Origin of the sequence: Aureimonas pseudogalii (genome assembly GCF_014196835.1) — a bacterium.
Classification (GTDB): domain Bacteria; phylum Pseudomonadota; class Alphaproteobacteria; order Rhizobiales; family Rhizobiaceae; genus Aureimonas; species Aureimonas pseudogalii.
In genome coordinates, this window is sequence record NZ_JACIEK010000001.1 from 1,294,400 (window position 1) to 1,320,453 (window position 26,054).

General features: G+C 69.7%; 27 protein-coding genes, 1 tRNA gene and 1 riboswitch. Of the genes, 7 read left to right on the forward strand and 21 right to left on the reverse strand.

Annotation, left to right across the window (positions count from 1 at the left end; all coding sequences use genetic code 11):
- Positions 1-60: 60 nt before the first annotated feature.
- Positions 61-1,602, reverse strand: coding sequence for a GGDEF domain-containing protein (locus GGR04_RS06165; protein ID WP_183198874.1), 1,542 nt, complete (start codon positions 1,600-1,602; stop codon positions 61-63).
- 219 nt (positions 1,603-1,821) lie between these two features.
- On the opposite strand from GGR04_RS06165, the gene GGR04_RS06170 reads away from it, so the two are divergent.
- The gene (locus tag GGR04_RS06170) at positions 1,822-2,337 is read left to right on the forward strand and encodes a hypothetical protein (RefSeq protein WP_183198876.1); all 516 of its coding nucleotides are present in this window, start codon (positions 1,822-1,824) and stop codon (positions 2,335-2,337) included.
- 260 nt (positions 2,338-2,597) lie between these two features.
- Positions 2,598-2,741: a DUF1127 domain-containing protein gene (locus tag GGR04_RS06175; RefSeq protein WP_183198877.1), complete on the forward strand. Its 144-nt coding sequence runs from the start codon at positions 2,598-2,600 to the stop codon at positions 2,739-2,741.
- 248 nt (positions 2,742-2,989) lie between these two features.
- On the opposite strand, the gene GGR04_RS06180 is transcribed toward GGR04_RS06175, so the two are convergent.
- Both GGR04_RS06180 and GGR04_RS06185 read right to left on the reverse strand, forming a co-directional pair.
- Positions 2,990-3,211, reverse strand: coding sequence for a hypothetical protein (locus tag GGR04_RS06180; RefSeq protein WP_183198879.1), 222 nt, complete (start codon positions 3,209-3,211; stop codon positions 2,990-2,992).
- A gap of 34 nt (positions 3,212-3,245) precedes the next feature.
- Positions 3,246-3,518, reverse strand: a complete 273-nt coding sequence (locus GGR04_RS06185) for a hypothetical protein (protein WP_183198881.1) — start codon at positions 3,516-3,518, stop codon at positions 3,246-3,248.
- 63 nt (positions 3,519-3,581) lie between these two features.
- On the opposite strand from GGR04_RS06185, the gene GGR04_RS06190 reads away from it, so the two are divergent.
- The gene (locus GGR04_RS06190) at positions 3,582-4,862 is read left to right on the forward strand and encodes an MFS transporter (RefSeq protein WP_183198883.1); all 1,281 of its coding nucleotides are present in this window, start codon (positions 3,582-3,584) and stop codon (positions 4,860-4,862) included.
- Positions 4,863-4,875: 13 nt separating this feature from the next.
- Here the strand turns inward: GGR04_RS06190 and sthA are convergent, their stop codons facing one another.
- The 12 genes from sthA to GGR04_RS06250 all read right to left on the reverse strand — a co-directional run bounded on the left by sthA (position 4,876) and on the right by GGR04_RS06250 (position 16,480).
- Entirely contained in the window at positions 4,876-6,321 is a 1,446-nt protein-coding gene (gene sthA, locus GGR04_RS06195; RefSeq protein ID WP_183198885.1) for a Si-specific NAD(P)(+) transhydrogenase, read from the reverse strand.
- 110 nt (positions 6,322-6,431) lie between these two features.
- Positions 6,432-7,118 carry a glutamine amidotransferase gene (locus GGR04_RS06200; protein WP_246392855.1) on the reverse strand — a complete coding sequence of 229 codons (687 nt, stop codon included), beginning with the start codon at positions 7,116-7,118 and terminating at the stop codon, positions 6,432-6,434.
- Positions 7,119-7,200: 82 nt separating this feature from the next.
- Positions 7,201-7,665 (reverse strand): tellurite resistance TerB family protein, encoded by a 465-nt coding sequence (locus tag GGR04_RS06205; RefSeq protein WP_183198889.1) that lies wholly within the window; start codon positions 7,663-7,665, stop codon positions 7,201-7,203.
- A gap of 16 nt (positions 7,666-7,681) precedes the next feature.
- The gene (locus GGR04_RS06210; RefSeq protein WP_246392678.1) at positions 7,682-9,163 is read right to left on the reverse strand and encodes a heme biosynthesis protein HemY; all 1,482 of its coding nucleotides are present in this window, start codon (positions 9,161-9,163) and stop codon (positions 7,682-7,684) included.
- A gap of 1 nt (position 9,164) precedes the next feature.
- Positions 9,165-10,721 carry a COG4223 family protein gene (locus tag GGR04_RS06215; protein ID WP_183198891.1) on the reverse strand — a complete coding sequence of 519 codons (1,557 nt, stop codon included), beginning with the start codon at positions 10,719-10,721 and terminating at the stop codon, positions 9,165-9,167.
- Positions 10,722-11,143: 422 nt separating this feature from the next.
- Positions 11,144-12,205: a Na/Pi cotransporter family protein gene (locus GGR04_RS06220; protein WP_183198893.1), complete on the reverse strand. Its 1,062-nt coding sequence runs from the start codon at positions 12,203-12,205 to the stop codon at positions 11,144-11,146.
- Positions 12,206-12,598: 393 nt separating this feature from the next.
- A complete protein-coding gene (locus GGR04_RS06225) occupies positions 12,599-13,093 on the reverse strand; it encodes a GNAT family acetyltransferase (protein ID WP_183198894.1) in 495 nt (164 codons plus the stop codon).
- 646 nt (positions 13,094-13,739) lie between these two features.
- Positions 13,740-14,405 (reverse strand): HAD family hydrolase, encoded by a 666-nt coding sequence (locus GGR04_RS06230; RefSeq protein ID WP_183198895.1) that lies wholly within the window; start codon positions 14,403-14,405, stop codon positions 13,740-13,742.
- 91 nt (positions 14,406-14,496) lie between these two features.
- On the reverse strand, positions 14,497-14,724 hold the full coding sequence (locus GGR04_RS06235; protein WP_183198896.1) for a hypothetical protein: 228 nt from the start codon (positions 14,722-14,724) through the stop codon (positions 14,497-14,499).
- Entirely contained in the window at positions 14,721-14,969 is a 249-nt protein-coding gene (locus GGR04_RS06240; protein ID WP_183198897.1) for a hypothetical protein, read from the reverse strand. Before GGR04_RS06240 ends, GGR04_RS06235 begins: the two co-directional genes overlap by 4 nt.
- A 206-nt stretch (positions 14,970-15,175) precedes the next feature.
- A tRNA-Gly gene (locus tag GGR04_RS06245) sits at positions 15,176-15,250 on the reverse strand.
- Between the two features lie 147 nt (positions 15,251-15,397).
- Positions 15,398-16,480, reverse strand: a complete 1,083-nt coding sequence (locus GGR04_RS06250; RefSeq protein WP_183198898.1) for a 2'-deoxycytidine 5'-triphosphate deaminase — start codon at positions 16,478-16,480, stop codon at positions 15,398-15,400.
- A 256-nt stretch (positions 16,481-16,736) separates the two neighbouring features.
- Positions 16,737-16,815, forward strand: a riboswitch (SAM riboswitch).
- 49 nt (positions 16,816-16,864) lie between these two features.
- On the opposite strand from GGR04_RS06250, the gene GGR04_RS06255 reads away from it, so the two are divergent.
- Both GGR04_RS06255 and apaG read left to right on the forward strand, forming a co-directional pair.
- On the forward strand, positions 16,865-18,061 hold the full coding sequence (locus tag GGR04_RS06255) for an O-succinylhomoserine sulfhydrylase (protein ID WP_183198899.1): 1,197 nt from the start codon (positions 16,865-16,867) through the stop codon (positions 18,059-18,061).
- A 191-nt stretch (positions 18,062-18,252) separates the two neighbouring features.
- Entirely contained in the window at positions 18,253-18,648 is a 396-nt protein-coding gene (gene apaG, locus GGR04_RS06260) for a Co2+/Mg2+ efflux facilitator ApaG/CorD (protein WP_183198900.1), read from the forward strand.
- A 58-nt stretch (positions 18,649-18,706) separates the two neighbouring features.
- Here apaG and GGR04_RS06265 read toward each other — a convergent pair whose 3' ends face one another.
- The 3 genes from GGR04_RS06265 to GGR04_RS06275 are packed head-to-tail and all read right to left on the reverse strand — an operon-like array spanning position 18,707 to position 21,865.
- Positions 18,707-19,708 (reverse strand): Hsp33 family molecular chaperone, encoded by a 1,002-nt coding sequence (locus GGR04_RS06265; protein ID WP_183198901.1) that lies wholly within the window; start codon positions 19,706-19,708, stop codon positions 18,707-18,709.
- The gene (argF, locus tag GGR04_RS06270) at positions 19,701-20,630 is read right to left on the reverse strand and encodes an ornithine carbamoyltransferase (protein ID WP_183199039.1); all 930 of its coding nucleotides are present in this window, start codon (positions 20,628-20,630) and stop codon (positions 19,701-19,703) included. The genes GGR04_RS06265 and argF overlap by 8 nt, the downstream gene beginning before the upstream one ends.
- A 14-nt stretch (positions 20,631-20,644) precedes the next feature.
- The gene (locus GGR04_RS06275; protein WP_183198902.1) at positions 20,645-21,865 is read right to left on the reverse strand and encodes an aspartate aminotransferase family protein; all 1,221 of its coding nucleotides are present in this window, start codon (positions 21,863-21,865) and stop codon (positions 20,645-20,647) included.
- Between the two features lie 563 nt (positions 21,866-22,428).
- Here GGR04_RS06275 and GGR04_RS06280 point away from each other — a divergent pair.
- Positions 22,429-23,052, forward strand: a complete 624-nt coding sequence (locus GGR04_RS06280; RefSeq protein WP_183198903.1) for a GcrA family cell cycle regulator — start codon at positions 22,429-22,431, stop codon at positions 23,050-23,052.
- 228 nt (positions 23,053-23,280) lie between these two features.
- Positions 23,281-23,544 carry a DUF3297 family protein gene (locus GGR04_RS06285; RefSeq protein ID WP_183198904.1) on the forward strand — a complete coding sequence of 88 codons (264 nt, stop codon included), beginning with the start codon at positions 23,281-23,283 and terminating at the stop codon, positions 23,542-23,544.
- Positions 23,545-23,657: 113 nt separating this feature from the next.
- Here the strand turns inward: GGR04_RS06285 and phoB are convergent, their stop codons facing one another.
- The 3 genes from phoB to pstB all read right to left on the reverse strand — a co-directional run bounded on the left by phoB (position 23,658) and on the right by pstB (position 26,050).
- Complete coding sequence (gene phoB / locus GGR04_RS06290) at positions 23,658-24,392, reverse strand: phosphate regulon transcriptional regulator PhoB (protein ID WP_183199040.1); 735 nt, start codon at positions 24,390-24,392, stop codon at positions 23,658-23,660.
- 5 nt (positions 24,393-24,397) lie between these two features.
- Entirely contained in the window at positions 24,398-25,141 is a 744-nt protein-coding gene (gene phoU / locus GGR04_RS06295) for a phosphate signaling complex protein PhoU (protein WP_183198905.1), read from the reverse strand.
- Positions 25,142-25,237: 96 nt separating this feature from the next.
- Positions 25,238-26,050, reverse strand: coding sequence for a phosphate ABC transporter ATP-binding protein PstB (gene pstB / locus GGR04_RS06300; protein WP_376769815.1), 813 nt, complete (start codon positions 26,048-26,050; stop codon positions 25,238-25,240).
- Between the last annotated feature and the right edge of the window lie 4 nt (positions 26,051-26,054).

Consider the following 26,054-nt stretch of genomic DNA (forward strand, 5'->3'; position numbering starts at 1 on the left):
GGGCTTTCACGCCCGGCCGATGCGCCGACACGGCAATCGCAGCCCGGCGCGGCGTCGGCGTCATGCCGCGTCGGCGACCACCGGCGTCGCCATCTCGTCCGGCCGGGCCGCGGTCGGCAGCGGCGCCTGGCACACGCAGTTGCGCCCCTCGGCCTTGGCCCGGTAGAGCGCCTCGTCGGCCGCCTTCACCAGTTGGGCCAGACCGTCCGCGCCGGCCTCGCGCGGAACGATCGACGCGACGCCGATGCTGACGGTGGCGACGCCTTCCAGATTGCCCCGGTGTGGCAGTTCGAGATTGCGCACGGCGATGCGGACATGATCGGCGAGGAGCAATGCAACCGATGGGGTCACGTCGATGAGGAGGAGCGCGAACTCCTCGCCGCCGTAGCGCGCCAGCCGGCCGAGAACGCCGAACACGGTGGTTCCCAGCGTCTGCGCGATCCGCCGCAGGCAGGCGTCGCCCGCAGGATGCCCGTAGGTGTCGTTGAACGACTTGAAGTGATCGACGTCGAGAAGCAGCAGCGACACCCCCTGCCCTTCTGCCGCGGCGCGTTCCCATTCCTCCCTGCAGGCTTCGTCGAACGCGCGCCGGTTGCCGAGCCCCGTCAGCGCGTCGGTGACGGCCAGATGCTGCATCTCGACCGTCGCCGAGCGGTTCGAGGCGAGGTAGCGCTCGAGGAAGAGGCTTCCGCCGACGAGCAGCACGACGAGGCAGACCGTGCCCGTCGCTACCAGCAAGGTGGACGGCAGCCAGCCGGCGAGAACCGTTTCGTAGCTGAGGCCCGCGAACACGACGAGCGGCAGGTTGCCGACATGCTGGTAGGCCTGGATCCGCCAGACCCCGTCGATCGGCGACGGCCGGCGGAACGTTCCCCTCTCGTAGAGACGCACGTCGTCGAGCGACGGCGAGAGCCCCTTCAGGCGCCCGATGCGCTCCGGCGCGAACGGGTATCGGGCGAGAAGCGTGCCGGTCTCCGTCATCAGCGAGATGCCCGCATGCCCGTCGACGTCGAACTCGTGATAGAAGAGGGCGAGCGCCTCCGAGGAGAGGCTGGCGACGACGACGCCGCCGAAGCTGCCGTCGGCCTTGTTCCACCGCCTCGACAGCGGAATGATCCAGCCGTCGCCGTTCGCCGCCTGGATGGGCTCCCCGATGACGAGGCCGCTGCCGGGAGAGAAGCGCCGCTCCAGAAAGAACGGCGCCTCGGCAATTCCGGTCCACTCCGAGAGACCGGGCTTCGGCCGGGTCAGGCGTTGCCCCTCGGCGTCGTAGGCTTCCAGCGATCGAACGAGCGGGAAACGCGCGAGTTCGTGTCGCACGCGCAGATCGACGGTGCGGTCGGGATCGGCATCGGCGGAGGCCGCCTGTGCGGCGTCCGCGAGATCGGAGGACATCAGGTCGGCGATGAGGAAGAGGTCGGCGGCATGGCGGGCGAGCGAGCGCGCCAGGATGCCCGCGTCCCCCTCGGCCTTGGCGACGCGGTGCTCGCGGTCCGCCCACCGGGTCCAGCCCGCGCTCGCCAGCAGCAGCACGCAGAGCGAGGCCACCACGAGGCGGAGCCAGACGGTCGGCAAGTGGGAGGGGCGGGTGTTCAGCGTCATGGCGCCGCGGTTCGCTCTCGAGGAACGGTCACGGTAACGGCCGGCCTTTAAGAATGCGTTCGTAGACCATGTCCGCCGGTGATTCTTTCTGTCGCCAACCTCTCCCCCGCCAACCATTTCGTCACGACGTTGCGAGGCAGGGAGGCCGGACATGGATCCACCCGGCGAATGCTGCGACAACCGAGATCCCGTCGTCCTCGATGAGCGAGCGTGCCCGTGATGCCGAAATCGATCGTCCTTGCAGGGCTTCTGTTCGCCGCCGCACCCGGCGCCACCCTCGCCCAGAATGCCGAGGAGACCGCTGCCTTCCTCCTGTTCGGCCTCGAAGACATGGAAGCGCCCGGTCCGAACGGCCTCGTGCGCGTCACCCAGACCGCCAAGTCGCCGGCCGAATACGTCGTGGATCTCGCCGGCCGCACCGGCGTGATCAAGGTGGCGCAGATCTCCGACGAGAAGTGCCGGTTCACGGCCGAGCGCACGAGCGCGGGCGGCGAGACGCCGGTGCGCACCAATTTCAGCTTCGAGCGCGCGACATTGGTCGAGGAGACGCGTCCGGGACTGGCGCCGCGTCTCGTCTTCGCGGGCCTCCAGTGCCGCGCGCTCGACGAGACCACGCGCGGCCTGACGAAGTCCTGCCCGGCGGACGCGGCGACGCCGCCCTACGGCGACGCGACCCGCCTGCGACGCGCCTTCGACTTCTTCCGCTCGTCCTTCTGCCGCCCGCTGGCGTTCTAGAATCCCCGTGGGGCGGCCTCCGGCGTCAACTGGTTCGCCGGCAAATCACCGGTGGGTAACGGCCGACAATACATGGCTCTGCGCCCATCACCGCGTTCGCGCATGGCAGCTTCGCAGCTGCGAGATAGCTGGGAACGCGAGGGCTGCCATGACGAGCGAGCGCTGCTGCATCGCGAGCGGTTGGGCTAGTGTGTCCTTGTCGAAACGAACCAAGCCGAACCGGCATCCACCGACGAGATGCCGCCGAGAGGACCACACCGATGAACCTGACCCGCTCTTTCCAGACCTGGCGCCAGATGCGCAACACGGCCGCCGAGCTGAACCGCCTGTCGCAGCGCGAGCTCGCCGATCTCGGCCTGTCGCGCTCCGACATCCCGACCGTCGCCCGCCAGTCGGTGCGCTGAACGATTTTTCATTCGCTGCGGCCGATCCTCCCGACGGCCGACGCGGACATGCCACGCGGGTTCCTCCCACCCGCAAGGCGACCCAAGGCGCCCTCCCGGTCCTCCCCCGGTGAGGGCGCTTTCGTTTTGTGCTCGTGCCCCGGCCTCGGCGCCCTTCCGTCGACACGTCTTCACCGGATGGGCTCCCGAATCCTTTGGCCTCGCATCGCCCGGGCGTGAAAGCCGACGCGGCTATCACCGGACATGCTCTAGCGAAGCCGGCGGCCGCCCGGTGGAATGAACGCGGAGGCGGCCGACGACGGCGCCGCCACCTTGCCGGCCGCTAGCATCGCCAGAACCGCATCCAGACTGCGCAGCGCGCGTTTGCGCAGAACACGCGACACCTGCTCCTCGGTGCCGACGCCGAATCGCGGAACCGGCATGGCGGAATGAGGATATCGGGCAGGCGGCGGAGCGGGCTCGCGGCGCATGATGGTTTCCAAAGCGTTGACGACGCATCGATATCTACCCCGGCGAACCGGAGAAGAGGAGTCGGGCCCGCCCCTCTTCGTTCCGCAAGGTAAAGACCGGCCGTACCGTCGAGAGAAAGCCCGAGCCGAAGATGGGCGTCCGGGTCGAAACGCTCGCGGCGCGCAGCGGATCGCCGCACCATCGCAGATTGCCCCGGTCGCGGGACGGCCCGGCACCCGTCATGACGGCATTCAACCACGCGCTTAGCCGGGCCGCGCGCTTGACGGAGCGACGCGGCAGGACCATGACAGGGCCGTCGATGGCCATGGCATCCCTGCGAATGGCCGATCGCCGCCCGGTCCCATCCCGCTCTCCCGTTCGAAGCAGCCCTTGACGTCGTCCGATCCGCTCACGGCCCGAACCGACCCCGAAGCGGGCGGCCCTCCCGTTCCCGACGAGGACCGGTTCGCCGCATTTCGCAACCCGCGGTTCCGGCGCTACTGGCTGGCGCGTTTCTTCGGCTCCTTCGCCACGCAGATCGTCTCCGTCTCGGTCGGATGGCAGATCTACGAACTGACGCGCAATCCCCTCGATCTCGGCTTCGTCGGCCTCTGCCAGTTCCTGCCCGCCCTCCTCCTGGTGCTCGTCACGGGCGCGGCGGCCGACCGCTATTCGCGGCGCTGGATCATGGGCCTGTCGCTGGCGGTGGAGACCGCGGCGGGCGCGGCGCTTCTGGCGCTCACCTTCTTCGAGCTCGTCTCGCCGGCGCCGGTCTTCGCGCTGCTCGTGGTCTTCGGGGTCGCCCGCGCCTTCTTCGGGCCGTCGGCCTCCTCGCTCGTGGTCAATCTCGTCAGCCGCGACGAACTCGCCAACGCCATCGCCTGGAATTCCTCGTCCTGGCAGATCGCATCGATCGTCGGGCCGGTGGCGGGCGGGCTGCTCTACGGCGTCTCGGCGCATCTCTCCTACGGCGTCGCCGTGGCGATGTTCGCGGTGGGCGCCGCGCTCGTGCTCTCGATCCATGCGCCGGCCCAGCGCGGCACGGGCGAGCCCGCCAGCCTCGAGACGGTAGTGGCGGGCTTCCGCTACATCTTCCGCGAAAAGGTGGTGCTCGGTGCGATCTCGCTCGATCTCTTCGCCGTGCTCCTCGGCGGCGCTGTGGCGCTGATGCCGGTCTTCGCGCACGACATCCTCGCCGTCGGCCCCTGGGGCCTCGGGCTGATGCGCGCCGCACCCGGCGTCGGGGCGCTTGCAGTGGCGCTCTGGCTCGCCGCCCATCCGGTGAAGGACCGCGCCGGCCTCATCATGTTCGCCTTCGTCGCCCTGTTCGGCGCCTTCACGGTGATTTTCGGACTCTCCACCGTGCCCTGGCTCTCGATCGGGGCGCTGGCGCTGATGGGCGCCTCCGACATGATCTCCGTCTACATCCGCGAGATCCTACTGCAGCTCTGGACGCCCGACGACGTGCGCGGGCGCGTCAACGCCGTCAACATGGTGTTCGTCGGCGCCTCCAACGAGCTCGGCGAGTTCCGCGCCGGCGTCATGGCGCACGGCATCGGCACCGTGCCGGCGGTGGTGGTGGGGGGCATCGCGACGATCGGCGTCGCCGCGATCTGGTCGCTCGCCTTCCCGCAGCTGCGACGGGCGCGCAGCCTCGCGGCGCGCACCTGACGCCGCGGCCGCCTCAGGCCGCAGAGGCGCCTTGCACGGCGGGCGCTTCGGGCGGGGGCGCCGCCACGGGCGCGAAGGCCCGGTTCCAGGCGTCGAGCGCGGCGATCTTGTAGGCCTCGGCCAGCGTCGGATAGTTGAACGTGTTGTCCATGAAATAGTCGATCGTGCCCTTCAGGTTGAGCACGGCCTGGCCGATATGGACGAGTTCCGTCGCCCCCTCGCCGATGATGTGGACGCCGAGCAGGCGCCGCGTCTTCTTCGAGAAGATCATCTTCATCATGCCGGTCTGCAGGCCCATGATGTGACCGCGCGAGGTCTCCCGAAACCGGGCCACGCCGCATTCGTAAGGGATGGCGCGCTTGCGCACCTCCTCCTCGCTCATGCCGACCGTCGAGATCTCCGGCACCGAATAGATGCCGTAGGGGAAGTATTCGGGCGGCGGCGGCGGCTGCAGGCCGAAGGCGTGACAGGCCGCGAGGCGCCCCTGCTCCATCGAGGTCGAGGCGAGCGAGGGAAAGCCGATGACGTCGCCGGCGGCATAGATGTGCGGCACCGCCGTCTGCAGCGTCTTGCCGTCGACGGCAAGGCGCCCGCGATGGTCGCTGGAGAGACCGGCCGCCTCGAGGTTCAACCCCTCCGTCGCGCCCATGCGCCCGGCGGCGAAGAGCAGCACCTCGCTGGTGACGTCGCGGCCGGTGGCGAGATGACAGACGGGCCGGCCCTGCCCGTCGAAGTCGATCTTCGACACCTCCGCCCCGAGACGCAGGGCGACGTTGCGGTCGCGCAGCTCGTGGACGAACTCCTCCATCAGCTCCTTGTCGATGAAGTCGAGAAAGGACGAGCGTGGCTCGATGAGCGTGACCTGCACCTCCAGCGCCGAGAAGATCGTGGCGTATTCGACGCCGATGACGCCCGCGCCGATCACCGCCAGCGAGCGCGGCAGCTTGGGAATCGCGACGATCTCGTCGGAATCGAAGACGTTCTCACCGTTGAAGGGTACGTAGTCCGGGCGGAACGGATGGGTGCCGACGGCGATGAGGACGTGATGGCCCGTCACGATCCGCTCCTCGCCGTCCGGCAGGGCCACCGCAATTTCGTGCGCCGAGCGGAACGACGCCGCGCCGCGCAACGTGCGCACGCCGTTGCGCGCGAACTGGTGTTCGAGCACGTCGACCTCGTGCTCCAGCGTCATCTCCATGCGCGACTGGATGTCCGCGGCCGAGATGTCCTGCTTCACGCGATAGGCGCGCCCGTAGAAGCCGCGCTCGCGCCAGCCCGACAGGTTGAGCACGGTCTCGCGCATCGTCTTGGAGGGAATGGTGCCGGTGTGCACCGAGACGCCGCCGACCTTGGCGTGGCGCTCGATCACCAGCACGGACCGGCCGAGCTTGGCGGCCTGGATGGCGGCGCGCCGGCCCGACGGCCCGCTTCCGATCACGACGAGGTCGAAGGTCGACATGGCTGGGGATCCCGGTTCCGCGCTGGGGGACGCCGCGTTGAGGCGTCGCGTCTGCTGCATAGCGAAAGAGGCTTTCGCGAGGCGATCTTGCGAAGCGCCGGAGCCGCCGCCTAGGCGGCGGGCCGGCCGAAGATGCGGGCGAGGAACTGCCCGAGCCAGCGCTTCACCGCGGCATCGTGAAGAGCACGGCCGTCGAAATGCTGGCGCCGCGCCTGCGCGCCCGGGAGCGAGAGCCGCGCGTGGCCGTGCGTCGTCCAGCGATGCATCATCGCCAGCGTCAGCTCGGCGTGGAACTGCACGCCGAAGGCCTGGTCGCCATAGCGGATCGCCTGGTTCGGAAAGCGCTCGCCGGTGGCGAGCAGCGTCGCGCCCTGCGGCAGCGAGAAGCCCTCGCGGTGCCACTGATAGACCATGTCCGGCCAGTCCGGCAGCAGCGCCCGGCCCTCCGGCGTCGCTTCCAGCGGATAGTAGCCGACCTCGACCAACGCCTCGGGATGCGGGGCGACGGTGCCGCCGAGATGCTTCACCAGCATCTGCGCGCCGAGGCAGATGCCGAGAAACGGCCGGTCCTCGCGCAGCGGCACGTCGAGCCAGTCGATCTCGTGGCGTAGATGCGCATCCGGGTCATTGGCGCTCGGCGGGCCGCCGAAGAGGATGGCGCCGCGATGCGCGTCGAGCGTCGGCGGCAGCCGCTCGCCGAGCACGGGGCGGCGGATGTCGAGCGCGATGCCGGCGGCCTCGAGCACCTGCCCGACCCGGCCCGGCGTCGAGGTTTCCTGATGCAGGACCACGAGCATGGGTCGACGTTCGCCGGGATCGCGCAGGGCGAAGGACGGTGTGGTCGAAGGCCCCGCGGCCGGCGGCCGTTCGAGAGCGGCCTCAGACATCGCGCTCCTGCCGCCGCGCCGCGGCCTCGCGCTTTCCCAGCATCCGATCGCGGGCGGAAACGCCGAGAAGCTCGGAGATCCGCCAGACCACGTTGTCCTCGAGCTCGTGGACGGTGCCGTCGACGAAGACGACCTCCCACAGGAGCTCGACGAAGCGGACACGCTCGGTCTCCGAGAGATGCTGCATGAGCACCTGCGTGAAGCGGAAGAGATCGACGGCATCCTGGTCGGCCTCGCGCCCGGCCGCCACGACCTCCACCGCCCGCGCGGGCTCGATGCCATAGGCCTCGACGAGCAGGGACTGAAGCCGGATGCGCTCCTGCGCACTCACCGCCCCATCTGCCTCGCAAACGTGGTGGAGAAGCGCGGCGGCGGCGATCACCGGATCGTCGCCGGCCGAGCGGGCGTCGTCGATCGGCGCGATGGAGCGCAGGAAGTCCTTCAGCGTGTCGAACATGTCCGCCTTCGCGCCGTCAGACGCCGGCCGGCATCTCGCGCCGATCCGTCTCCGACCCCGCGACGAGCGGAGCGACGATCACGGGACGCGCATCCGACGATGTGGAGGACGGGGCGACGGGCCTGCCCGCGGCCGGCGCGGACTCGGCGGAGCGTGGGTAATGGTCGGTGATGACGCGCATGGGATCGCCACCCGGTGCGGCGGACGGGGCGGTAGCCTTCGGCGTCGACCACTGGAAGGCGTCGAGCCGCCCGGTCGTCGGCGACACCGGCAGCCACTGCGCCCCCGGCGCGCCTTCGGCGCTCCAGGACGGGTCCTTCGGCGCATGCAGGGCGCGGCTCATCCACTGACGGACGAGTGCCTCGTTGCCGGTCTCGCCGTCCTCGATGTCGGCCAGGAGGAGGTAGACGCTCTCGCGCGGTCCCTTGTCGGCCGCCGCCAGCGCCTCGGTGCGGGCGAGTTCGAACTCGCGCGCGTCGAGCGCCGCATGCGCGACGGCGAGATGCGACTCGACATGGCCGGGCTGCAGCGCGGCCAACGCGCGGGCGCGCTTCAGGCGCTCGGCCACCCCATCGCCGGGCCGTACGTGAATGTAGAGCGCGGCGAGTTCGGGATGCGGCTCGGCCTTCCAGGCCGTCTCCAGCGCCTTGGTGGCACCCTTGGCGTCGCCGAGACGGATCATCGCCTTGGCGGCGACGACCGCTGCGGGCACGAGCTCGGGGGCAAGCTTCTGCGCCTCGCGGGCTGCAGTCTTGGCGCCCGTCGGATCGGCGTCGGCGAGCTCCAACGCCTTGCCGGTGAGGAGCACGGCGCGCAGTCGCCGGCTCTCGGCCTTGTCCACGAGCCGCGAATCGCGCTGTGCTTCGAGAATGGCGAGCGCGCCGTCGTAGTCGCCCTGCGCAGCCTTCAAGTCGAGCACGGCGCCGCCGGCCCAGGGCACGTGCGGCGCGATGCGCACGGCGCGCTCGGCGTAATTTCGGGCCGCCTCGCGGTCGCCGAGGCGCTCGGCCTCGAGGAAGAGCCCGCGAAGGCCGACGAGCCGGGTCTCGGGATCAGATTCCAGCGTCTCGAAGATCGAACGGGCGCGGGCATGGTCGCCTTCGATCAGCGCCGTCTGCGCATCGAGGAAGCGCAGCATCGGCTCGCGCCGGTTGACCAGCAGCTTCTCGGCCTGCTTCGTCATGCGCCGCGCGATCAGCGCGTCGCCCGCGCCGGCGGCGATCATGCCGGCCGAAAGCGCCCGGTAGCCCTTGTCGCGACGCCGGTTGGAGAAGAAGCGCGAGACGCGGTCGGGCGCCTTGAAGAAGCCGCGCACCAGCCAGAACGCGAAGGCGGCGGCCACCACGAGCGCCAGCTCGAGGATCACGAAGACGGTGAAGCTCGTGCCGACCTCCTGGCCCTGCCAGACCAGCGAGACGGAACCGGGATTGTCGGCGAGCCAGGCGAAGCCGAGACCGGCCGCGAGGACGATGAGGAAGAAGGCGAGGATACGCAGCATGTCAGCCCTGCGACGCGGAGGCGCCGACGGCGCTGTTGATGGTCTGCTCGATGATGCCATCGGCCGCCACGCGCGCCTTCACGCGGGTCGCGAAGCTCTCGGTGGCCGATCGCGCGGTGTCCGGCAGCCCTTCCCACTCGCGGATCCAGGCGGCGTAGTCGCCCTGCGAGATCGCCGTATCCATGCGGGCGACCGCGGCCTGCGGGCCCGGCGCGTCGGCCGAGACCGCCGTGCCGGCGGGTCGCACGGTGACGAGCGAGCGCAGGCCGGAAAGAACCTGCGACCCCATGTCGGCGGTCGGGTCGGCGGGGCGGAGCGCGGCGAGGATCTCGCCCTCGGCCTCGCTCCAGCCCGCGTTCAACGTCGCGGCGGTCGGCACGCCCGCGGCGGCGAAGTCGCGCAGCGAGGCGACGGCGGCCGGATCGCCGGAGGCGCCGGCAAAGCTTTCGAGCTCGGCCATGAAGGGCGTTCCGCGGTCGATCGCGGTCTTCAGCGCAGCCGCCGAGAGCGCGATGCCGGCGCGGCGATTGCCCTCCTCGATCGCCGCGAGGCGCGTCGCAAAGCCCTCGACCTGCGTGCGTGCCTCGCCCGCGGCGGTCTGGGCGTTCGCAGCGGCCTGCTGGGCCGATTGCGAGGCCTGCTGAGCGCTGTCGGCTGCGGTCCGCGCGCCATCGGCGGTCTCACGCGCCGCGTTGGCGGCCTGCAGCGCCTGGCCTGCGGCGTCGCGCGCGGCATTGGCGGTCTCGCCGGCCGAAGCGGCGGCGCTCGAAGCGTCGCCCGCCGAGGCGCCGCCGGTCTGCACGGCGCGCTCGGTGGCGGCCACGCGATCGGCGAGCTGCGTGAAGTCGGAGGACGAGACCATGCCGGACCCGGCGCCGCCGGCCGCCTGCGCCGACTGCAGCTGCTCCACCGTGCCGCGCAGGGTCTGCACGTCGCCGCCGATCTGCTGTACCTCGCCGGCCGTGGCGAACTGCTGGGGATTGACCGCGGGCGTCTGCGTCGCGGCGACGGGAATGGCGCCGGAATAGAGAAGCGCGCTCCCGGCCGCGACGGCGATCGCGGCGCCGAGAAGGCCGGCTCCAAGGAGCGAACCGAAGCCGGGACCGCGAGAATGCTCGTCGGGCGCCGCGCGATAGGGGCTGGTGGCCAGCGGATCGGGCCCGGCGGGCTCTGCCTCGGCATGGGGAACTGCCACGTCGTCGTCTTCGAACTCGCCGAGATCGCGGCGCGGCAGTGCATCGCCGCCGCCGATCGGCTCGTGCGCCTCGGTCTCGGGATGGATGCGGTCGGGGCCGGTCTCCGCGGCGGCCGGAGCCACGAAGCCTTCTTCGCGCGCGAAGTCCTGCTCCGCGGCGCCCGCCGGGTCGTCTCCCGAAAGCTCCGGCGCAACGCCCGCCTGAGCGGCGGGAGACGAGCTCGCGACGCTCTGGCCGAGCATGGCCGGCGATCCGACGCTGGCCGCCGGTGCGATCGCCGCGTCGTCGCGCTCGGGCTTCAGGGGGGACCGATCGGTTCCGGTGTCACCGCTCATCGTCTCGATCTGCCCTTTCTCGGCCATGATGGGATCCGTCGCCTCCCCGATTTCAACCGACCCGCCGCGTTCACCGATCGGCGCATTCGAAGGCGCGACCCTCTCGGCACCGAGATCGATCGTGGTGTCCGGCCTGCCGCCGGATTTCGATCGCCGTGGGCGATTGGCCATCGGGAACTCCTTCGCATCACGGTCGGTCCGGGCGGTCCGCAAGGCGGCGCCGCTCGGGTGACACGCCGGTCGGGCACGTCGGTGAACATGATTTAGCGTGCGCCGCGCAAGCTGCAACGGAGATTATCCAACTTGGCGCACGCAGAGCGTGGCCGGATCGACCGCCGGGCGTGTCGGAGCCCCGCGGCGGCATGGCGAAAGCCCGACGATGCGGGCCGTGCGCCACGCGACGCGGCCAGCTTGCGGGCAGCGAAGATCGGCGAAGTCGGCGGCAGCGCTCAGGCGGCCACGGGGTTCCCCACCCGTTCGGGCACCGCCCGCTCGATCAACCGCCCGACGATCCGCACGAACCCGATGAAGAGCAGCGCGCCGCCGAGGTTGAAGGCGACATGGGCGTTGGCGATCTGCTGCGCGACGTCGTCGGAGGTCCAGCTCGCGAAAAGGACGATCTGTTCCACCAGCACAGCACCGATCAACACGGTGACGACGTTGAACAGAAGGTGGAACAGGCCCACTCGCAGCGCATCGCGCGAGCGCCCGATCGTGGCGACGAGCGTATCGGCGCAGGTGCCGATCTCCGCCCCCAGCATCATCGCGATCCCGGCCTCGAGCGGAATGATCCCCTGCCCCGCGAGCGTGATGACGATGCCGAGCATGGCCGAGGAGGACTGGATGGCGACCGTGATCGCCGCGCCCGCGAGAATGCCGTAGACGGGCGTCGCCATCGTCTTCAACCAGTCCGTCACGGCCGGCTGGTCCTTAAGCGGCTCGGCCGCATCGCCGATCGTGTGGAGCCCGAAAAGCACGAGACCGAGGCCGAACAGCGCCGCGCCCCAATCCTTGGCGTGGTGCTTCTTCACCGTCATCCGCAGCAGGAACCCGGCGAGCATCAGCACGGGCGCGTACGCGTCGATGCCGATCGCGAAGACCTGGCTCGAGAAGGTCGTGCCGATATTGGCGCCGAGGACGACGGGAAGCGCCTGCACGAAACTCGCCAGGCCGGCATCGACGAAGGTGATGAGGAGGATGATCGTCAGCGACGAGGAATCGAGAAGGACGGTCGCGAGCGTGCCGGCACCGAGGCCGCGGAAGCGATCGCCCGTCGCCCGGCCGATCACCGCCTTCATTCGCTCGCCCGCCACCGCCTTCAGCGCATGCGAAAGCTCGTGGACGCCGTAGAGGAAGAGAACGAGGCCGCCGACCGCGCCCATCGCCAGCTCGATCCAGTCGACCGCCTCGGGCGCCGCGCCCGGCGCCTGCGCGAACGCCGCTCCTGGCACCAGCAGGGACACGAGAGCGAGGAGGGCGGATCGTTGCAGGATCGACATCGGCGGTCTCATCGACGCGGCACTCCCGGGGGATCGGACAAGACGGGGCTCGACGTCGTGACGCGCGAGACCGGCCCCGCATTCGGCAATCTTCGACAGAGACCCAGACCTGGGTCTCTACGCCGCCTGCGTGACTGTGGGATGACGCAAGGCCCTCCGGCCATTGGCCTTGGCCTCTCTCGCGAGACGATCGGACGATCTTCGCCAAGGAGGCGAACCCGCAGGTCAGCCTCGGTGCGTCCCGACCCGCCGCGTGCGCACGGCGGCGGAGCGGCACCGGCGGCAGTTGGTGCGGCGATACGAAGGCCGGACCGTTCGGCTGCCACGAACCGACCGAGCGTTCCGGCTGCCGGATCGCGCCTTTGCGGACGGCGGACCGAGAAGGCCACCGAGCGCCGGCTGTCCTCAATCGCCGCTGCGCCCCTGATCGTCCTCGGCGGGATCGGCGGCCTGGGTCTCCGAGCTGACGCTAAGCCTCTGATAGACGCCGAGGCCGACGATCAGCAGCGTTCCCGCCAAGAGCAGCAGTGTCGGGTAGATCATCAACCGGGCATCCTCCTTGCCCGCCTCGAAGACGGTGACGAGGGCTTCGAGCAGGACCGCGATGATGATGGTGGAGACGAACTTCGTCAGGCTCCGCCGCGCCTCGCCGGCGTTGCGCATCTCCCGGCCGCGGATCGCCTCCTCTTCCAGAAGGTACTTTCCGACGTCGAAGACCGCGATGGCGATCACCGTGTAGCCGACCGCTTCCAGGGCGGTCTGCCCGAGGTCGCGGTCGGGCACGCGGACGCTCTCCCAGACGCCCGATCCCGCGTAGTAGATGAGCGCGCAGGCCAGCAGCATGAGAGCGAGGCTCGCCACGCCGAACGCAGCCCGGGTCAGAACGTCGAATACGCGCATGGCCACCTTCAGGGTTGGAATCATGGATCACGCCGACTGCGGCCAGCCCGCGCGGGATCGACGACGGTCGTCGGCTTCTGCCGGGTCCGGCGAACGGGATCAAGCGCCGCGTCGGTGCCGTGACGGTCCAGGCCTGGCATTTGGCACGAACCGGCGTCTCCCGCGGCGAAGGCACCGATCTCCGCGCCGGCGAGGATCGACCGCCCGAGAAACCTTGTCCGCGAACGTCGCCTGCCGATCGTCCGCGGCGTTCACTGCGGATGCCGCATGCAGCCGAATAGCCGACACGACTCGTCGCATGGATCACTCGTGATCGAAGGAACGAGGTCCGACGACCCCGGCAGCAGCGCTTGTTGCGCCCTGCTTCAAATTTCAGCTCAAGGATTGGTCCCGCGCCCGGTGGAAATCGAAGCATCGGTTCAACCGATGCCGTCGAGCCATCGCGCCGGGCTTTCGACACGAGAGAGGGTCCACGTCGGCTCGTGAGCCTTGCGGGACTTGGACCAGCAGCCGAGGCGGTCCGGAGCGCCGTCTCCGGCCTCGACCTTCATTCGGATCGATCGTCACCGCCCTCGGCGGGCATGGTTCGACACGGCGCCGGACCATCGTGGGTCCTTCCACGGAGCCATGACGAAGCCTGCGGCGGTCACGGCGCCAGGAGCGAATCCTCGTAGGAGGCCAGGAGATCCGCGGGGTCGTCGTAGATCGCGACGGCGCCGGCCGCGGTCAGCACGTCGTCGCCGAACCCGCCGCTCCGCACCGCGATGGTGCGCAGCCCGAGCTTGGCCGCGGCCTCGATGTCGTAGGGACTGTCGCCGACCACGACAGCGTCGGCGGCTTCGGCTCCAACCTTCTTCAGAGCCGCGGCGAAGATGTCGGGATGCGGCTTGGAGCGTTCGGCATCGCTGGCCGTCGTCACTTCGTCCACGAGGTCGCGAACCCCCAGCGTCTCCAGATGGGGCTCGACCTCGTGGCTTTCGCCCGACGTGGCGATGACGATCGCCCAGCCGTCCTGCCGGGCTCTGCGAAAGAGGGCCGCCACCTCGGCGAACGGCTGGACCTGATCGGCATAGCGATCCCGGTAGATGCGACTGCGCGCCTTCGAGATCGCCTCGCCGTGCTCGTCCACGATCGTCTCTTCGAGGAGGGCGGGCATGAGGTTGTCACCGCCCTTGCCGATCTGATCGCGGACCGCCGCATGCGCGACGACGATGCCGAACTCGGCGAAGGCGTCCATCCAGGCCCGCGCATGCAAGTCGTTGCTGTCGACGAGCGTGCCGTCGACATCGAACAGGATGGCTTTGATGGTCATGATTTCGTCCTTGGGTCTCAAACCCCAGTTCCCGGCATCTGCCCTTGTTCCGCCGCGCTCGCCGGCGGACCGGGGAAAGGGGCGAAGCGCGTCAGTTCGCGGTGCCGAGAAGGCGCCGCAATTCCTGCTGTTCCGGCCCGTTGCCGAGCGTCAGGAAGGCAGGCGCCTCGATCCGCGTCACGGCGCCGCCCGACGACGGGTTGGCGCTGTGCAGGACGTACTCGTCGCCGGTTCGGTCGTCCCGCACGAAGTGCCATTCGTCGCCGTTCGAGCTACGATAGAGAAGAAGCACACCGGGGGCTGCGACGTCGCTCCTCATGCGGAAAGCCGCGCGAGGTTGGCCTGGACAACGCCGCGATAGGCCGAGACGACGTCGTCCACCGAACGCCCGGAGGCGAGACTGAGGACGGCCGAACAGGCGGCCTCGACCTTTTCGGAGACCATCAGCCCGGTTTCCGTGAAGGCTTCGAGCGGTCCCTGGCGTGGAAGCCCGGCCATCCGCATCCAGATGACCTGCTGGGCCTCGATCGCGAGGCACGTCGCGTTGGCGAACTGTGTGAACATGCGCATCTCCATTCGGCAGGAGACGCATGATCGCGGTCTGCAAGGGAACAGCGTTCCGCGGCCCCCTTCGTTCCGGTGTCGGGGCGCCGACGACCAAAGATCCCCGTTTTCAAGCCTGCCGGACGCTTCGAACCGTTGGGATGTGCAAGCTGAGGCGGGCAGGACGAAATGATCTCGCGGCCTGTGCGAGCGCCGGGTGTGAGAGTTGGAGCGGGCGATCGGGATCGAACCGACGACATCCAGCTTGGGAAGCTGGCGTTCTACCGCTGAACTACGCCCGCGCTCCGACTGAAACCGTAGCGAAGGCGGGGTTTCAGCGCAAGCGGTCCCTGCGGCGAACGGAACGGGGTGGAGAACGAACGGCGTACGGTGGGACGTTCGGGCTGAAAGTCCCACCAAAAGTCCCACGCGGCCTCGCTGCCATCCGGTCAGCGGAAATGCTTGGAGAGCTTGAGGCCCTGCGCCTGGTAGTTCGAGTTGAGGTCGGTGCCGTAGAGGCGCTCGGGCAGCGCGGCCATGCGCTCGTAGACGAGGCGCCCGACGATCTGTCCATGTTCGAGAATGAAGGGCACGTCGTGCGAGCGCACCTCCAGCACGGCACGACTGCCGCTGCCCCCCGCCGGCGAATGGCCGAAGCCCGGATCGAAGAAGCCGGCGTAATGCACCCGGAACTCGCCGACCAACGGATCGAACGGCGTCATCTCGGCCGCGAAGGCCGGCGGCACGTGCACCGCCTCGTGCGAGACGAGGATGTAGAACTCGTCGGGATCGAGCACCAGCTCGCCCGCACCCGCGCGGTGGATCGGCTCCCAGAAGTCGAGCACGGTCTGCGCCGCGCGCCGGTCGACGTCGACGACGCCGGTGTGCCGCTTGCCGCGATAGCCGACGAGGCCCGCCCCGTCGCCCACGAGATCGACCGACAGGGCGATGCCGCCGCCCGAGATGTTGGCGTCCGCCGCGCTCGTCAGCCGCTCCCGCTCGTGCAGCGCCGCGAGTTCGGCCTCGCCGAGCTGCGCATCGCCGGTGCGGAAGCGGATCTGGCTCAGCCGCGAGCCCGGCCGCACCACGATCGGGAAGGTGCGCGGTGAGATCTCCAGGAACAGCGGCCCCCGGTAGCCCGCCGGCACCTTGTCGAATTCCTGCGCCCCGTCGCTCATCACGCGGGTGAAGATGTCGAGACGCCCGGTGGAGGATTTGGGATTGGCGGCGGCGCGCACGTCGCCCGGCAGCGCCAGGCTTTCGAGCAACGGCACGATGTAGACGCAGCCCGTCTCCAGCACCGCCCCGCCCTTGAGGTCGATCTCGTGCATCGAGAAGCGTGCGAGCTTGTCGACCACCGGATGGCCGCGTCCCGGCAGGAAACTGGCCCGCACCCGGTAGGCCACCGTCCCCAGCCGCAGGTCGAGGCTGGCCGGCTGGATCTGGTCGGCGTCCAGCGCCCGCTCGGCCCGGATGCCGCCGGTGTCGAACAGATGCTGGATCTCGCGATCGGGAAGGATTCCACCGGCCATGGGCCGTCGTAGCGCATCCGTCGTTAGCGCGCGGTTAAATTCGACGGGTGTGGCGGGGCGCTGCCCCTGCACCCCGCCAAGGGCCTGAGGCCCTTGGAACCCCATCACTTCCTTCGATGATCAAGGAGGGCCGCTGGCCCTCCTCGATCATCGACAAAAAGAAAGCGGGGGTCCGGGGGCGTCAGTCCTCGGGCGGGGCCGGGGCGGCAGCCCCGCCTCCCCCGTTGATTTCACGCGCGCCGAGGATTATGCGTTCCGCCATTCCCGTGGTGATTTTGCCGGCCGGCTTGCAGCCACGTTAAACTGAAGTCGCTAAAGGCCGTTTCCTCTGTTCGAAGCGGTTTCTCGCGTCCTGTCCGAAGTCGGCCGTCGGAGAGCCCTGCCATGCTGAAGACGAACGACGAGGTGAAGCGCGTGCGGCCCGCGACGGCGATGGTGCATGGCGGAACGATGCGCTCGGGCTTTGGCGAGACGTCGGAGGCGCTCTTCCTGACGCAGGGCTTCGTCTACGGCTCGGCCGAGGCCGCCGAGGCGCGCTTCAAGGGCGACGAGCCCGGCTTCGTCTATTCGCGCTATTCCAACCCGACGACGCGCATGTTCGAGGAGCGGATGATGGCGCTGGAAGGCGCCGAGGACGCGCGCGCCACGGCCTCGGGCATGGCGGCGGTGTCGACGGCGCTGCAATGCGCCGTGCAGGCGGGCGACCACGTGGTAGCGGCGCGCGCGCTGTTCGGCTCGTGTCGCTACATCATCGAGACCGTGCTCGGGCGCGCCGGCGTCGCCTCGACGCTGGTGGACGGGCGCGACCTCGACCAGTGGCGCGCGGCGGTGCGGCCGGAGACGAAGGTCTTCTTCCTGGAGAGCCCCACGAACCCGACGCTGGAGGTGATCGACATCGCGGCGGTGGCGGAGATCGCGCATGCGGCGGGCGCGATCCTCATCGTCGACAACGTCTTCGCGACGCCCATGCAGCAGAAGCCGCTGGAGCTTGGCGCCGACGTGGTGGTCTATTCGGCCACCAAGCACATCGACGGCCAGGGGCGCTGCCTCGGCGGCGTGGTCCTCTCCACGGCCGAGTGGATCGAGAAGAACCTGCAGGACTTCTTTCGCCACACCGGCCCTTCGCTCTCGCCCTTCAACGCCTGGACGCTGCTGAAGGGGCTGGAGACGCTGCCGCTGCGCGTCGCCCAGCAGACGGCGAACGCGGCGAAACTCGCCGAGGTGCTGGCGGGTTCGCCGAAGGTCGCGAAGGTGATCTATCCCGGCCGCGCCGACCACCCCGACGCCGAGATCATCGCCCGGCAGATGACGGGCGGCTCGACGCTGCTCGCCTTCGAACTGGAGGGCGGCAAGGCCGGGGCCTTCCGCTTCGCCAACGCGCTGGAGATCGTCAAGATCTCCAACAATCTCGGCGACGCCAAGAGCCTCGTCACCCATCCGGCGACGACGACGCACAAAAACCTGACGGAAGAGGCGCGCGCCGAACTCGGCATCGGGCCGGGCATGCTGCGGCTCTCGGCGGGTATCGAAGACCCGGCCGACCTCGTGGACGACATCACCCGCGCGCTCGCCGCCGTCTGAACCCGCCCTCCCCGGCCGCTCCCGCCCAAGGCCATGGCGGGGCGGCCGGATCGCCCCGAGGCGCGCCCGGTGGCATGGGCGCGGCATCGTCGATCACCGTCCTGCCGCCGTTTCGTGACCCGCGGCGCGTTGACCTCGCCGGCCGATGCCGCGAAAGATGCGGCCGGCACCCACCAGCGCAGCCCGGCCCCATGTACCACGCGACCACCCGCCACATCACCGTCACCGTGACGCCGAGCTTCCTGCCCGAGCAGTCGGCGCCGGCCGAGGGGCGGTGGGTCTTCGCCTATCGTATCGAGATCGCCAACGGATCGCGCGAGACGGTGCAGCTGCGCTCGCGCTACTGGCACATCACCGACGGCCACGGACAGGTGGAGGAGGTGCGCGGCCCCGGCGTCGTCGGCGAGGAGCCGATCCTGACGCCGGGCGACAGCTTCACCTACACGTCCGGCTGCCCGCTCGGCACGCCCTCGGGGATCATGCGCGGCCATTTCCGCATGCAGCGCCCGAACGGCAGCTTCTTCGAGATCGAGGTGCCCGCCTTCTCGCTGGACGCGCCCGACGCCCGGCCGCGCACGCTGAACTGAGGCTTCCGACGCCGGGCTTCACGCCCTCCGGACTCGCAACACTTGGCGAGCGTCCCGCTCAGTCCTGCCGGACGAGTTCATCAGGCTGGAATTCGTAGGCCTCGCCGCAGAATTCGCAGGTGACGTGGATGTGCCCGTCTTCGACGCTCTCGGCGAGATCCTCGGCCGAAAAATTGGAGAGGACGCCGCGGATCTTCTCGCGCGTGCAGGAGCAGTCGTCGCGCACCGGGGCCGGCGCGAACACCCGAACGCCGCGCTCGTGGAAGAGGCGGAAGAGCAGCCGCTCGACGCCGACCTCGGGGTCGGCGAGTTCGGAGGGCTCGATCGTGCCGACCAGCGCCTGCACCTCGGTCCACGCGTCGTCCGGCTCGTAGGCGGCGATGTCATCGGTTCCCGCCGGCGCGTCGCCGCCCGGCAGGTCGGGCCGGCGCATGCGCTCGGGCGCCTCGGGCAGGAACTGCGCGATGAGGCCGCCGGCCCGCCAGGATTCGCTGAAGCCCCCGGCGGCGTTGCGCCGGGCGATCTTGGCGACCGCGAGGCGCACCGTGGTCGGGATCTGCTCGGACTGGCGGAAATAGGTCTCGGCCACCGCCTCGAGCGAGGCGCCCGAGAGCTCCACGATCCCCTGGTAGCGCTGGGTGTGCTCGCCCTGGTCGATGGTGAGCGCCATGATGCCGTTGCCGAGGAGCGCCTCCGGCCCCGTGTCGCCCGCCGCCACCGCCGCCTCGAAGCGCTCGGCGTCGAAGCGCGCATAGGCGCGCACGCTGGAGGGCATGGTGAAGTCGACCACGAGGAGATCCACCGGGCCGTCGGTCTGCGTCTGCGCGATGAACTTGCCATCGAACTTCAGCGAGGTGCCGAGCAGCACGGTGAGCACGATCATCTCGGCCAGAAGCTGCGCGACCGGCGCGGGATAGTCGTGGCGCGAGAGGATCGCGTCCACCATCGAGCCGAGCTGCACCGCCCGCCCGCGCGCGTCCAGCGCGGCCACCGCGTAGGGCACCACGGCGTCGTCGCCGGCGAAGCCGAATTCGCCGAGTTCCAGGTTCGTCTCAGCCATGCGTCGCCACGTCTCCGAACACCCAGGCGAGGATCGACTTCTGCGCGTGCAGCCGGTTCTCCGCCTCGTCGAAGACCACCGACTGCGGACCGTCGATCACGCCGTCCGTCACCTCCTCGCCGCGATGGGCAGGCAGGCAGTGCATGAACAGCGCGTCGGGCTTGGCGTCCACCATCAGCCGCTCGTTGACCTGATAGGGCAGGAACACGTTGTGCCCGCGCGCCTGGTCCTCGCGGCCCATGGAGACCCAGGTGTCGGTCACCACGCAGTCGGCCCCCTCCACCGCCTCGCGCGCGTCGCGCGTCAGCGTGAGCTTCGTGCCTTCGCGCCTCGCCCGCTCGACGAAGCGCGGGTCGGGCTCGGAGCCCTCGGGCGTGGCGACGCGTAGCGCGAAGTCGAAGCGCCCGGCCGCCTCGATCAGCGAGTTCAGCACGTTGTTGCCGTCGCCCGTCCAGGCGAAGGTCCGGCCCTTCACCGGGCCGCGATGCTCCTCGAAGGTGAGGATGTCGGCCATGATCTGGCACGGATGGGTGTCGTCGGTCAGCGCGTTGATCACCGGCACGGTGGCGCTCTCGGCCATTTCCAGGAGGCGCGAATGCTCGGTGGTGCGGATCATGATCGCGTCGACGTAGCGCGAGAGGACGCGCGCCGTGTCGGCGATCGTCTCGGCGCGGCCGAGCTGCATCTCGGAGCCGGAGAGAAACAGCGTCTCGCCGCCGAGCTGGCGCATCGCCACGTCGAAGGAGACGCGGGTTCGCGTCGAGGGCTTCTCGAAGATCATCGCGAGCACCCGGCCTTCGAGCGGCCGCGGGCCAGTGCGCCCCTGCGCCTTGCGCCGACCGGCGTCGGCGAGGATCGCCCGCAGGTCCGCGGTCGGAAGATCGGCGAGGTCGAGGAAGTGTCTGACGCCGGGCACGGCCATCCGCTCCAGCGCGCTCATGCCGCGGCGCCTTCGGCAGCGCCTTCGGCGGGGCGGCCCGACAGTTCGGCCGCGGCCGCCTCGATGCGGCGCATCGCCTCGCGCACCTCCTCCGGCGTCACGTTCAACGGCGGCAGGAAGCGGATGACGTTGTCGCCGGCGGGCGCCGCCAGCATCTCGTGGCCGCGCAGCGCCTCGATGAAGGCGCCGTTCGGCACGCGCGGCTTGATGCCGATGAGCAGCCCCTCGCCGCGCACCGCCTCGATCATCTCGGGATAGCGGTCGGCGAGCGAGGCGAGACTCTGCTTGAAAAGCAGCGCCGTGCGCCGCACCTCGGCGAGGAACCCCTCGCCCAGCACCACGTCGAGCACGGCATTGCCGACCGCCATGGCCAGCGGGTTGCCGCCGAACGTGGTGCCGTGGGTGCCCGGCGTCATGCCCTTGGCGGCCTCCGCGGTGGCGAGGCACACGCCCATCGGGAAGCCGCCGCCGATGCCCTTGGCCGACGCGAGGATGTCGGGCTCGGCGCCGGAATGCTCGTAGGCGAAGAAGGTGCCGGTGCGCCCGATGCCGGTCTGCACCTCATCGTAGATGAGGAGGATACCCTTCTCGTCGCAGAGATCGCGCAGGCCCTTGAGGCAGACCTCCGGCACGGCGCGGATGCCGCCTTCGCCCTGGATCGGCTCGACGAGGATCGCGGCGGTCTCGTCGGTCACGGCGGCGGCGAGCGCCTCGTGGTCGCCGAAGGCCACCTGGTCGAAGCCCTCGACCTTCGGGCCGAAGCCCTCGAGATACTTCTTCTGGCCGCCGGCGGCGATGGTGGCGAGCGTGCGACCATGGAAGGCGCCCTCGAAGGTGAGGATGCGATAACGCTCGGGCTGGCCGTTCACGTAGTGGTAGCGCCGCGCCGTCTTGATGGCGCATTCCAGCGCCTCGGCGCCCGAATTGGTGAAGAAGGCCTTGTCGGCGAAGCTCGCCTCGGTCAGCCGCTCGGCCAACCGCTCCTGCCCGGGAATCTCGAAGAGGTTCGAGACGTGCCAGAGCTTGGAGGCCTGCGCCGTGATCGCCGCCACGAGATGGGGATGGGCATGGCCGAGCGAGTTCACCGCGATGCCGCCGGTGAAGTCGAGGAAGCGCCGTCCGTCGGACGTGTGCAGCCAGACGCCCTCGCCTCGCTCCACACGGATCTGCGCACGCGCGAAGGTCGCGAAGAGCGGATTGTCGTCGTGTGGGAGCATGGGAAACACTTCTGGCTGACGGGAAGACGGTGACGTCACCTTGGCTGGAAACGGCGGGTGGGGGCTGGAAACGGCGGGACGAGGAGCAGGAACCGGCGGAGGTTGCGAAGGACGGCGGCGGGCATCGGGCCTGCGGCGTCGGCGCGCCCGGATCGTGACGCCGCCAGACGGGGCAAGGCCACCGGGCGAGGCCGCGGGACGGGATCCGCAGGCGGTGCCTATACCATGGGGCCCTGCCTGAATGTCAATGAATCCGGGCCTCGCAAAGGCAGGAACGGCGAGAAAATCGACGGGGACCGGCCAGTAGGCGGGCTAGCGGAGCGGCGGCCTTCGCCCCGCAAGGAAGCACGGCGCGGGCCGGACAAGCTGTTGATAAGGGAAAAATCGATTCGCGCAACACTGTGCGACTCTTGCCACAGAGTCCAGCCATGCGGTAACTTTCTTCCAAACACCAGATCTCGTGCGCCCGGGTCTCGCGAAACCACAGATGTTGTGGTTCGCTTTGAATAAGCCCTTGGCTTCCATCACCGCCGCACCGGATCCCAAGAACGAGGAGTCAGTTCATGAGCTGGACCGACGAACGGATCGACCTCCTGAAGCGCCTATGGGGCGAGGGGCAGAGCGCCAGCCAGATCGCCGGGCAACTCGGCGGCGTCACCCGCAACGCCGTCATCGGCAAGGTTCATCGCCTGAAGCTGGACAGCCGGCTCAAGTCGGCGACGGCGGCCGAGATGCCGGTTCTGGTGGCCGTTCCCAAGCCCTCGCGCCCCGTGCTCGTGGAAAGCGTTCCCGTGCCCGCCCCCGAGATCGTCGCGGCCCCGCGCATCCTCACCCCCGTGCAGGCGACCCCGATGCAGGCCACACCCGTGCCGGCCACCACCGCGCCGTCGCGGCCCACGCTCCATGCGGTGATGGGCGCCAACGCGCTGAAGATCGAGCCGGAGGAGGACGTTCTCGGCGAGGTCGAAACGATTGCCGAGCCGCGCCCGAGCGGCGAGGTCGTGCCGATCTCGCGCAACCTGACGCTCGTGCAGCTCTCCGAGCGCACCTGCAAATGGCCGCTCGGCGACCCGCTCTCGGCCGAGTTCCGCTTCTGCGGCAACCACTCGCACGACGCCTCGCCCTATTGCCAGTATCACGCGCGCATCGCCTTCCAGCCGGTGTCGGAGCGCCGCCGAGCGCGCTAGGCGCCAGCCAAAACGGCGACATCGATCGAGGCCCCGGCGACGGGGCCTTTTTCATGCGCGGAGCGTGAAAGACGCTGACGCCGCGCGGCGCGAGATCAAGGTTCTCGAAGCGATCCGGGGCGGCGCCGCACCATCGATCCCGCGCATCGGCCGCCGTCCGGCCGATCGCTTTCGCCCCCGACGCTCGACGTCTGGTCTCCCGGCGCGGGATCGGCTATGAGGCGCGCCATGAGCGACACACCCTTTCCCGACCGCCTGTCCATCGATCCCGACAGCCCCTTCTACGACGAGGCGCTGCTGTCGCGCGGCGTCGGCATCCGCTTCAAGGGAGCGGAGAAGACCAATGTCGAGGAATATTGTGTGAGCGAGGGCTGGATCCGCGTCGTGGCGGGCAATGCCAAGGATCGCCGCGGCAAGCCGCTGACGATCAAGCTGAAGGGGCCCGTGGAGCCCTACGCCAAGGACGAGCCGGAGACCCCGGCCGAAGGCTGAGCGGACCCCTACCGGGTCGGCGGGACGCCCGTCCCGGCCGCCCCCGAAGCCCTGCCCTGACTTGCCCTGCCCGATCACCCGCCCTGCGGCGGGCTTGCCACCGAGACCAGCAGTCAGACCGTCTCTGAGCGGCTCGCCACCGAGCGCGCCGTGCCCGCGGTGAAGGTCTCGTCGAGCGCGTAGCCCGCGCCGCGCACGGTGCGGATGGGATCGCGCTGGCGGCCGCGGTTGATCGCCTTGCGCAGGCGCCCGACATGAACGTCCACCGTGCGCTCGTCGACATAGATGTCGCGACCCCAGACGCCGTCGAGCAGCTGCTCACGCGAAAAGACGCGGCCGGGCGACTGCAGGAAGAACTCCAGCAGCTTGAACTCGGTGGGTCCGAGCTTCACCTCGCGCCCCGAGCGGCGCACCCGGTGGGTCTCGCGGTCGAGATCGATGTCGCCGGCCGAGAGCTGCGAGGAGATGCGCTCGGGCTTCACCCGGCGCAGCATGGCGCGCACCCGCGCCATCAGCTCGGGCGTCGAGAAGGGCTTCACCACGTAGTCGTCGGCCCCGACCGAGAGCCCGCGCACCCGCTCGCTCTCCTCGCCGCGCGCCGTCAGCATGATGATCGGCAGGCGCTCGGTCTCGGGCCGCGTGCGCAGGCGCCGGCAGAGCTCGACGCCCGAGAGGCCCGGCAGCATCCAATCGAGGATGAGAAGGTCGGGCACGACCTCCTTCAGCCGGAGATCGGCCTCGTCGCCGCGCATGATCGTGTCGACGGTGTAGCCTTCCGACTCCAGATTGTAGCGCAGGAGGACGCCGAGCGCCTCCTCGTCTTCCACCACGGCGATGCGCGCGTTCATGGGCGTCACGCGGCGCCGTCGCCGGAGGCCGGCGTGAGCAGGCGCTCGGGCGTCGTCATCGAGGGCGTGGAATCCCCCTTCGGCCGGTCGGTCTCGATCTGCCGCCCCGTCTTGATGTAGTAGATGGTCTCGGCGATGTTGGTGGCGTGGTCGCCGATGCGCTCGATGTTCTTGGCCGAAAACAGGAGATGCGTGCAGGCGGTGATGTTGCGCGGATCCTCCATCATGTAGGTCAAGAGCTCGCGGAAGAGCGAGGTGTACATCGCGTCGATCTCGGCGTCGTTGGTGCGGATCTCCTCGGCCCGCACGTGATCGCGCGTCGCATAGGCGTCGAGCACGTCCTTGAGCTGCGACAGCGCCAGCTCCGACATATGCTCGATGCCGCGCACCAGCTGGATCGGCTGCACGTGGTCGTGCGTCGCGATCACCCGCTTGGCGATGTTCTTGCCGAGATCGCCGATGCGCTCGAGATCGCTGGAGATGCGGATCGCGCCGACGATCTCGCGCAGGTCCTGCGCCATCGGCTGGCGCTTGGCGATGGTCATGATGGCCCGCTCGTCGACCTCGCGCTGCGCGGCGTCGAGCAGCATGTCGTCGGCCACCACCGACTGCGCCAGACCCCAGTCGGAGCGGATGAGCGCGGCGACCGACTGCTCGACCATGCGCTCGGCCTGGCCGCCCATCTCGGAGATGCGACGCAGGATGAATTTCAGTTCCTCGTCGTAGGACGAGACGATGTGCTGTTCCATGGGTCCTCGAGCTCCGTCTTCCGGTCCTGGCCGCGCCCTGGCGCGGAACGCGCGGGCGGCGGGGCGGGGTTGGCGGCGGCGCCGGCCGCCGCCCGATCAGCCGAAGCGGCCGGTGATGTAGTCCTGGGTGCGCTTGTCGTCGGGGTTCTGGAACATCTTCTCGGTCGCCCCGACCTCCACGATCTTGCCGAGATGGAACATGGCGGTGCGCTGCGAGACGCGCGCGGCCTGCTGCATCGAGTGGGTGACGATGACGATCGTGTAGTTCTGCTTCAGCTCGTCGATCAGCTCCTCGACGGTCGCCGTGGCGATCGGGTCGAGCGCCGAGCAGGGCTCGTCCATGAGGATGACCTCGGGCGAGACGGCGATGGCCCGCGCGATGCAGAGGCGCTGCTGCTGGCCGCCCGAAAGCCCGGTGCCGGGCTCGTCGAGCCGGTCCTTGACCTCCTCGAAGAGGCCGGCGCGGCGCAGGCTGGAGACCACGATTTCCTCGAGATCGGCCTTGGAGCGCGCCAGCCCGTGGATCTTGGGACCGTAGGAGACGTTCTCGAAGATCGATTTCGGAAACGGGTTCGGCTTCTGGAACACCATGCCGACGCGCGCCCGCAGCTCCACCACGTCGATCGAGCGGTCATAGATGTCCTCGCCGTCGAGCGTGATCTTGCCGGCGACGCGGGCGCCCTCCACCGTGTCGTTCATCCGGTTGAGCGTGCGCAGGAAGGTGGACTTGCCGCAGCCCGACGGCCCGATCAGCGCGGTGACCTGACGCTCGTAGACGTCGAGATCGACCTCGAAGAGCGCCTGCTTGGCGCCGTAGAAGACGGCGACCTTCTCGCCGCGCATCTTGGACACGGGGGCGACGACGGCGGTGGTGTGATGAGCGGCGTTCAAGGAGAAGTTTTCCATCATGAGG

Excerpts from the sequence above, each read along its gene's own strand:
- GGR04_RS06165 (WP_183198874.1), bottom strand. The coding sequence starts at position 1,602 with ATGACGCTGAACACCCGCCCCTCCCACTTGCCGACCGTCTGGCTCCGC.
- GGR04_RS06170 (WP_183198876.1), top strand. The coding sequence starts at position 1,822 with ATGCCGAAATCGATCGTCCTTGCAGGGCTTCTGTTCGCCGCCGCACCC.
- GGR04_RS06175 (WP_183198877.1), top strand. The coding sequence starts at position 2,598 with ATGAACCTGACCCGCTCTTTCCAGACCTGGCGCCAGATGCGCAACACG.
- GGR04_RS06180 (WP_183198879.1), bottom strand. The coding sequence starts at position 3,211 with ATGCGCCGCGAGCCCGCTCCGCCGCCTGCCCGATATCCTCATTCCGCC.
- GGR04_RS06185 (WP_183198881.1), bottom strand. The coding sequence starts at position 3,518 with ATGGCCATCGACGGCCCTGTCATGGTCCTGCCGCGTCGCTCCGTCAAG.
- sthA (WP_183198885.1), bottom strand. The coding sequence starts at position 6,321 with ATGTCGACCTTCGACCTCGTCGTGATCGGAAGCGGGCCGTCGGGCCGG.
- GGR04_RS06200 (WP_246392855.1), bottom strand. The coding sequence starts at position 7,118 with ATGCTCGTGGTCCTGCATCAGGAAACCTCGACGCCGGGCCGGGTCGGG.
- GGR04_RS06205 (WP_183198889.1), bottom strand. The coding sequence starts at position 7,665 with ATGTTCGACACGCTGAAGGACTTCCTGCGCTCCATCGCGCCGATCGAC.
- GGR04_RS06210 (WP_246392678.1), bottom strand. The coding sequence starts at position 9,163 with ATGCTGCGTATCCTCGCCTTCTTCCTCATCGTCCTCGCGGCCGGTCTC.
- GGR04_RS06215 (WP_183198891.1), bottom strand. The coding sequence starts at position 10,721 with ATGGCCGAGAAAGGGCAGATCGAGACGATGAGCGGTGACACCGGAACC.
- GGR04_RS06220 (WP_183198893.1), bottom strand. The coding sequence starts at position 12,205 with ATGAGACCGCCGATGTCGATCCTGCAACGATCCGCCCTCCTCGCTCTC.
- GGR04_RS06225 (WP_183198894.1), bottom strand. The coding sequence starts at position 13,093 with ATGCGCGTATTCGACGTTCTGACCCGGGCTGCGTTCGGCGTGGCGAGC.
- GGR04_RS06230 (WP_183198895.1), bottom strand. The coding sequence starts at position 14,405 with ATGACCATCAAAGCCATCCTGTTCGATGTCGACGGCACGCTCGTCGAC.
- GGR04_RS06235 (WP_183198896.1), bottom strand. The coding sequence starts at position 14,724 with ATGAGGAGCGACGTCGCAGCCCCCGGTGTGCTTCTTCTCTATCGTAGC.
- GGR04_RS06240 (WP_183198897.1), bottom strand. The coding sequence starts at position 14,969 with ATGTTCACACAGTTCGCCAACGCGACGTGCCTCGCGATCGAGGCCCAG.
- GGR04_RS06250 (WP_183198898.1), bottom strand. The coding sequence starts at position 16,480 with ATGGCCGGTGGAATCCTTCCCGATCGCGAGATCCAGCATCTGTTCGAC.
- GGR04_RS06255 (WP_183198899.1), top strand. The coding sequence starts at position 16,865 with ATGCTGAAGACGAACGACGAGGTGAAGCGCGTGCGGCCCGCGACGGCG.
- apaG (WP_183198900.1), top strand. The coding sequence starts at position 18,253 with ATGTACCACGCGACCACCCGCCACATCACCGTCACCGTGACGCCGAGC.
- GGR04_RS06265 (WP_183198901.1), bottom strand. The coding sequence starts at position 19,708 with ATGGCTGAGACGAACCTGGAACTCGGCGAATTCGGCTTCGCCGGCGAC.
- argF (WP_183199039.1), bottom strand. The coding sequence starts at position 20,630 with ATGGCCGTGCCCGGCGTCAGACACTTCCTCGACCTCGCCGATCTTCCG.
- GGR04_RS06275 (WP_183198902.1), bottom strand. The coding sequence starts at position 21,865 with ATGCTCCCACACGACGACAATCCGCTCTTCGCGACCTTCGCGCGTGCG.
- GGR04_RS06280 (WP_183198903.1), top strand. The coding sequence starts at position 22,429 with ATGAGCTGGACCGACGAACGGATCGACCTCCTGAAGCGCCTATGGGGC.
- GGR04_RS06285 (WP_183198904.1), top strand. The coding sequence starts at position 23,281 with ATGAGCGACACACCCTTTCCCGACCGCCTGTCCATCGATCCCGACAGC.
- phoB (WP_183199040.1), bottom strand. The coding sequence starts at position 24,392 with ATGAACGCGCGCATCGCCGTGGTGGAAGACGAGGAGGCGCTCGGCGTC.
- phoU (WP_183198905.1), bottom strand. The coding sequence starts at position 25,141 with ATGGAACAGCACATCGTCTCGTCCTACGACGAGGAACTGAAATTCATC.
- pstB (WP_376769815.1), bottom strand. The coding sequence starts at position 26,050 with ATGATGGAAAACTTCTCCTTGAACGCCGCTCATCACACCACCGCCGTC.